3 protein-coding genes and 2 pseudogenes are annotated in these 5,172 nt (G+C 68.9%); 4 read left to right on the top strand and 1 reads right to left on the bottom strand.

Going from position 1 to position 5,172, the window contains the following annotated elements:
- A partial coding sequence (locus tag IE94_RS0133850) for a hypothetical protein (protein ID WP_157849437.1) occupies window positions 1–889 on the top strand: 889 nt, incomplete at its 5' end.
- Between the two features lie 197 nt (window positions 890–1,086).
- On the opposite strand, the gene IE94_RS36545 is transcribed toward IE94_RS0133850, so the two are convergent.
- Window positions 1,087–2,148 (bottom strand): IS630 family transposase, encoded by a 1,062-nt coding sequence (locus tag IE94_RS36545; protein WP_245235382.1) that lies wholly within the window; start codon window positions 2,146–2,148, stop codon window positions 1,087–1,089.
- 68 nt (window positions 2,149–2,216) lie between these two features.
- Between IE94_RS36545 and IE94_RS41950 the strand changes: the two are divergent.
- The 3 genes and pseudogenes from IE94_RS41950 to IE94_RS36535 form a co-directional block, all read left to right on the top strand.
- Window positions 2,217–3,098 (top strand): annotated as a pseudogene (locus IE94_RS41950) (AMP-binding protein); the annotation flags it as partial.
- Window positions 3,022–3,828, top strand: a complete 807-nt coding sequence (locus IE94_RS41410) for an AMP-binding protein (protein ID WP_245235380.1) — start codon at window positions 3,022–3,024, stop codon at window positions 3,826–3,828. The pseudogene IE94_RS41950 and the gene IE94_RS41410, both read left to right, overlap by 77 nt.
- Window positions 3,828–4,823 (top strand): annotated as a pseudogene (locus tag IE94_RS36535) (beta-ketoacyl-ACP synthase 3). The gene IE94_RS41410 and the pseudogene IE94_RS36535 overlap by 1 nt, the downstream one beginning before the upstream one ends.
- Window positions 4,824–5,172: the final 349 nt, after the last annotated feature.

Here is a 5,172-nt window from a genome sequence, read left to right as displayed (position 1 = left end):
CACCTCCGGGGAATTCCTGATCACCCGGGCTCACCATAAGGAACTGACAGCCGCCCATATCAGCGGCATCGAAAACGCCCGCACCATCGAAGACCAGAAACTACTCAATAGCAATGACCATATGGAGATCTTCCGCAGGAACAACTACACATCCAACAACCCACGGACCACTGACTGGCTCAAACGGGTCAGGCGTGGCGAGGTCGCGGTACCGCAGGTTCATCTGGACGAGATGCGCGCGGCCAACGTCCCGAACCTGGGCAGGGATCGCGCCGCCGAGGACAAGAAGAAGCTGACCGCGGAAGAGCACATGGAGATCCTCCGTAAAACCAACTTCAAGCCACGTAGCTCCGGGGAAACAAACCGGACCTACCGCTGGCTCAACAGTGTCAAATCAGGCAGGAGTACGGTGTCGCGGGTTCATCTGGACGAGATGCACGCGGCCAACGTCCAGGGCCTGGGCAACGCTCGCGCCACCGAGGACAAGAAGAACCGGACCGCGGAAGAACACATGGAGATCCTCCGCAAAAAGCAATTCGTCCTGACTTTCGGCGGGGACACACAGCAGACCTACCAGTGGTTCTCAGATGTCAAATCAGGCAAGAGCGCGGTGTCGCAGGTTTATCTGGACGAGATGCGCGCGGCCAACGTCCAGGGCCTGGACAACGCTCGCACCACCAAGGGCCTGAAGAACCGGAACCGGACCGCGGAAGAGCACATGGAGATCCTCCGCAAAAACAATTTCAAGCCAAGTAGCGTCGGGGAAACAACCCAGACCTACGAGTGGTTCAGAAAAATCCTGGCTGGCCGTATAATGATTTCACAGGATTATCTGGACGAGATGCGTGAGGCCGGCGTCTCGGGCCTGGCCAACGCTCGCACCCGATAACATGGGCTGGCTGTTCTCTATTCGCTCGAATGGTCGGCGGGGGCTCGAACGGGGGCCTGGTCCGGGTGAGTATGCCGACGGGGAAGCGCGGAAGGAGGGCCTCTTGGTAGCTCACCGATGTCGGGTCCAGCCCCGGTGGTCGAGGGGGCGACGAGGGCAAGATTCTCGCCCATGTTGGGATTCCGAAGGTCTATTGATCAGAAACTCATGGGGTTCTCGTCCATGACGTAGCGGACGTGTGGGCCGCCGAAGTAGCAGCGGACGATGTGCGGCTGACGCTGACGCCTGCGGAAGAAGCGGCGGGTCTCGGCGGCGAGTTCGGCCTGATCGCGGGCCCGGTGCTGCTTGGGCAGGCTGTGCTTGAGGTCCGCGTTGACCAGCTCGTCGGGGTCCAGCTCGGGCGAGTACGGGGGCAGGAAGTGCAGTTCGACATCGTCGGGGTGGGCGGCGAGCCAGTCGCGGACCTTCTTGGACCGATGGGCGCAGTGCCCGTCGACCGCGAGGTGGATCCTGTGGTCGAAGTGGCCGGCGAGCCGGTCCAGGATGCGGCACATCACCTCGGCCGTGAAGCTCTCGGTGAAGACCATGAAGTGCATCCGGCCCTTGGTGCTGATCGCCGACATGGCGTTCACCGAGAACCGGTTCCCGCTCCGCCGCACGACGGGGGTCTTGCCCTTCTCGCCCCAGGTACGGCCGGTGACCTGGCCGGACCGGATACCGACCTGGTCGGCGAAGAGGATCTCGCCGCTGTCCTTCTTCGCCTTCGCGCGGATCTTCGGCCAGGTCTCCTGATGCCGGCGCGCCACGGCCTCGGGGTCCTGCTCGACGGCCCGCTTGTCCGGGCGCCGGAAGGACAGCCCCCACCGCCTGAGGTACTTGCCCACCCCCACCTCGGTCAGCCGCACCCGGTACAGCTTCACGATCAGCTCGCCCACCAGCCGCTGCGTCCACAGCTGACCGGAAAGCCCCACATCACAGGGCCGGTGATCGAGGACCGTCTGCCGCACCGCACCCTGCTCTGCCTCCCCGAGCACCTGGTGCACCCCGACCGGCCTGCCACGCGGACGCATGACCAGCGCCTCCCGACCGCCGGCCTGCCACTTCGCCCACCACCCGTCGACCGCCTTCAGCGACACCCCGAACACCGCCGCCACGTCCTCACGGGCCCGTCCCGCCACCAGCGCGGCTACCGCACGCAGCCGCAGGGCCTCCTGCGCCGACGGCGACAGATGCCACGCGTCCCCCACCAGATCGCTCACACACCACCAACGACCCCAAAACCCAAAGCGTTGCGGATCAATACCGGGAACTCCACGACGCCGCCTGCCTGCGCGCCCGGGCGTTCGCCACGGCCGGGCTGTCGGGCCGGAACGCCGTGCTGCTGTACCCGTCGGGCCTGGAGTTCGTGCGAACCCTGCTGGGAGGCATGCGTGGACGCGTCGCGGGCGCCCCCGTACAGGTGCCGCGCGGCCGCGAGGACGTGGTGCGGCTGCGCCGGATCGCCGACGACGCGAGGACCACGACCGTCCTGACCACCACCGAGGTCGCCCGCGACCTCCGAGAGCGTTTCGGTGACATGCCGGCGCTCAGTGGTCTGACCCTGTTCCCCACCGACGACCCCGCTCTCGCAGACACCGGGGGGAGTCTTCCGGCCCCGTCCCGACCCGAGGACATCGCGTTGCTCCAGTACACGTCGGGTTCGACGGGTGTACCGAAGGGGGTCATGGTCAGTCATGCCAACTTCGCGGCGAACGTGGCGGAGCCGGACGCGTTGTGGCCGTGCGAACCCGGAGGGACGGTGGTGAACTGGCTGCCTCTCTTCCACGGCATGGGCATGCTCTTCGGGGTGGTGCTGCCGTTGTGGGCGGGTGTCCCCTCGTATCTGATGGCGCCGGAGGCGTTCATCCGGCGGCCCGCGCGGTGGCTGGAGGCCGTGGCCCGGTTCAGGGGCACCCACGCCGCGGCGCCGAGTTTCGCCTACGAACTGTGCGCCCGCGCCGCCGCGGACGGGAAGGCCAAGGACGTGGGAGACCTGTCGTGCTGGCGGGTGGCGGCCAACGGCGCCGAGCCGGTGCGCTGGGCGACGGTCCGTTCGTTCACCGAGGCCTTCGCGCCCCACGGCTTCGACCCGCGTGCCATGTGCCCGGGATACGGACTCGCCGAGAACACCCTCAAAGCCACCGGCAGCCGGCAGGCAGCCCACCGCCCTGTGGCTCTCCGCGGACGCCCTGCGCAACGGCGCGGCCGAACCGGCCTCCCCCTCCCAGGACGGCGCGGTACCACTGGTCAGCAGCGGCGTCACGGTCTCCGGCACCCGGATACGGATCGTCGCTCCCGGCACCCGGCAGCTTCTTCCAGAGGGGCGGGTCGGCGAGATCTGGGTCTCCGGCCCCTGCGTGGCGGCCGGGTACTGGGGCCGGCCCAAGGAGAGCGAATCCACCTTCCGCGCCCGTACCGTGGCTGCGGGCGAGGACGGCGACACCTGCCTTCGCACCGGCGACCTCGGATTCCTGCACCACGGCGAGTTGTACGTCACCGGCCGGATCAAGGACGTCATCATCCGCAAGGGCCGCAACCACTACCCGCAGGACATCGAACTGTCGGCCGAGCAGGCGGTACCGGGCCTGCGCCCGAACTGCGCGGTCGCGTTCTCCAGCGACGGGCCGACCGGTGAGCGTCTGGTGCTGGTCGTGGAGGTGGACGGCCGTGTCCTGAGGCGTTTCGACCCGGGCACCCTGAGTCTGCGCATCCGTGACGCCGGCCGTGAGAAGAACCGGATCACACCGGACGACGTCCTCGTCGTGTGCCGCGGCACGCTGCCGAAGACGACCAGCGGCAAGGTGCAGCGCAGCGCGTGCAGGAAGCGCTACGAGAGCGGCGAGCTGAACCCCGTACCCGTACCCGTACCCGTGCCGGTGGCCGTACCCGGAGGGGTGTGATGGTCCGGCTCCGGCGCTGTGAGCCCCGCTTTGGAGCGCGCATCCTGGGCGTGGGCGCGTACCGGCTGGTGCGGGTGGTGGGCAACGACGAGATCTGTGCCCGTATCGATTCCAGCGACGCGTGGATACGCCGCCGTTCCGGTATTGTCAGCCGGCGGTTCGCGGGCCCCGGCGAGACCGTGATCACCATGGCGGCGGAGGCGGCCCGCAAGGCGATGGCGCAGTCAGGCACCGATCCGGCAGAGGTCGACGCGGTCCTGCTGGCGACGATGTCGTTCCTGGAACAGGCACCGGCCGCGGCGCCGCGGGTGGCTGATCCGCTGGGCGCCCGCGCGGTGCCGGCGCCCTGGACCTCATGCCCGTCTGCTCGGGCTTCTGCTACGCGCTGGGCCTGGCCGATTCGCTGGTCCGTTCCGGCGACGCGCGGCATGTGGTGGTGGTCGGCTCGGGGAGGATGAGCGACATCGTCGACCCGGAGGACCGCGGTACGGCCTTCCTCTTCGGCGACGGCGCGGGCGCGGTGTCGTCGGCCCCTGCGAACAGCCCGGCATCTCACCCGTGGTGTGGGGCTCGGACGGACAGCAGCACCGGATGATCGCGCACGACCGCTCCTGGCTGGATTCCGGCCGCGACGGACTGCGGTCGTACCTGCGCATGGCCGGCCCCGAAGTGTTCCGCTGGGCCACCCGCGTCGTACCGGAGACGTCCAGACGGGCACTGGCCGCAGCGGGCCTGCGCACCGCTGACCTCACCGCCTTCATCCCCACCAGGCCAACGCCCGCATCATCGACGCGGCGGCGAAGTCACTGAACCTCGCCCCGCACACCGTGATCGCCAAGGACATCGTCCGCGCGGGCTACACCTCGGAGGCCTCCGTCCGGCTCGCCATGGAGAGCCTGCTGGCTCAGGGCACCCTGCCCAGCGGCGCCCCGGCCCTGCTGGTCGGCTTCGGCGCGGGCCTGACCCACGCCGCCCAGATCGTGACCCTGCCGTGAGCCACGGCACCGGCCTGCGTTTTCTGGGTTCGACCCGCTGCGGAAGCGGGTCGAGTCCCGCCGGCCGGACCGCGGCCCTGTTGCCCGACGCGTGCGGTCCACTCAGCCGACCGCGAGCACCGGAGCCGGATCGTTGTCAGAAGAGGCCGGAGCGCACGTGCCTCGGCAGGCCCGTTCTCACATCATCCTCGTAGGAAACGAATGCCCGAGCGACCGTGCACACGGGCTTACCGGCTCCTCACGCGCCGCCGCGCAGCAGGACCATCGCCGCCCTCGCCTTCGGTGGGCCGGCCGCCGCGCGGAGCAGTCCTGTGCCGCGCTCGCGTGCCGCGTCCGCCGTGAGCAGCTC

Origin of the sequence: Streptomyces violaceorubidus (assembly GCF_000717995.1) — a bacterium.
Classification (GTDB): domain Bacteria; phylum Actinomycetota; class Actinomycetes; order Streptomycetales; family Streptomycetaceae; genus Streptomyces; species Streptomyces violaceorubidus.
The sequence above is the reverse complement of the archived record's forward strand: the minus strand, read 5'-3'. Positions and strand labels throughout refer to the sequence as shown.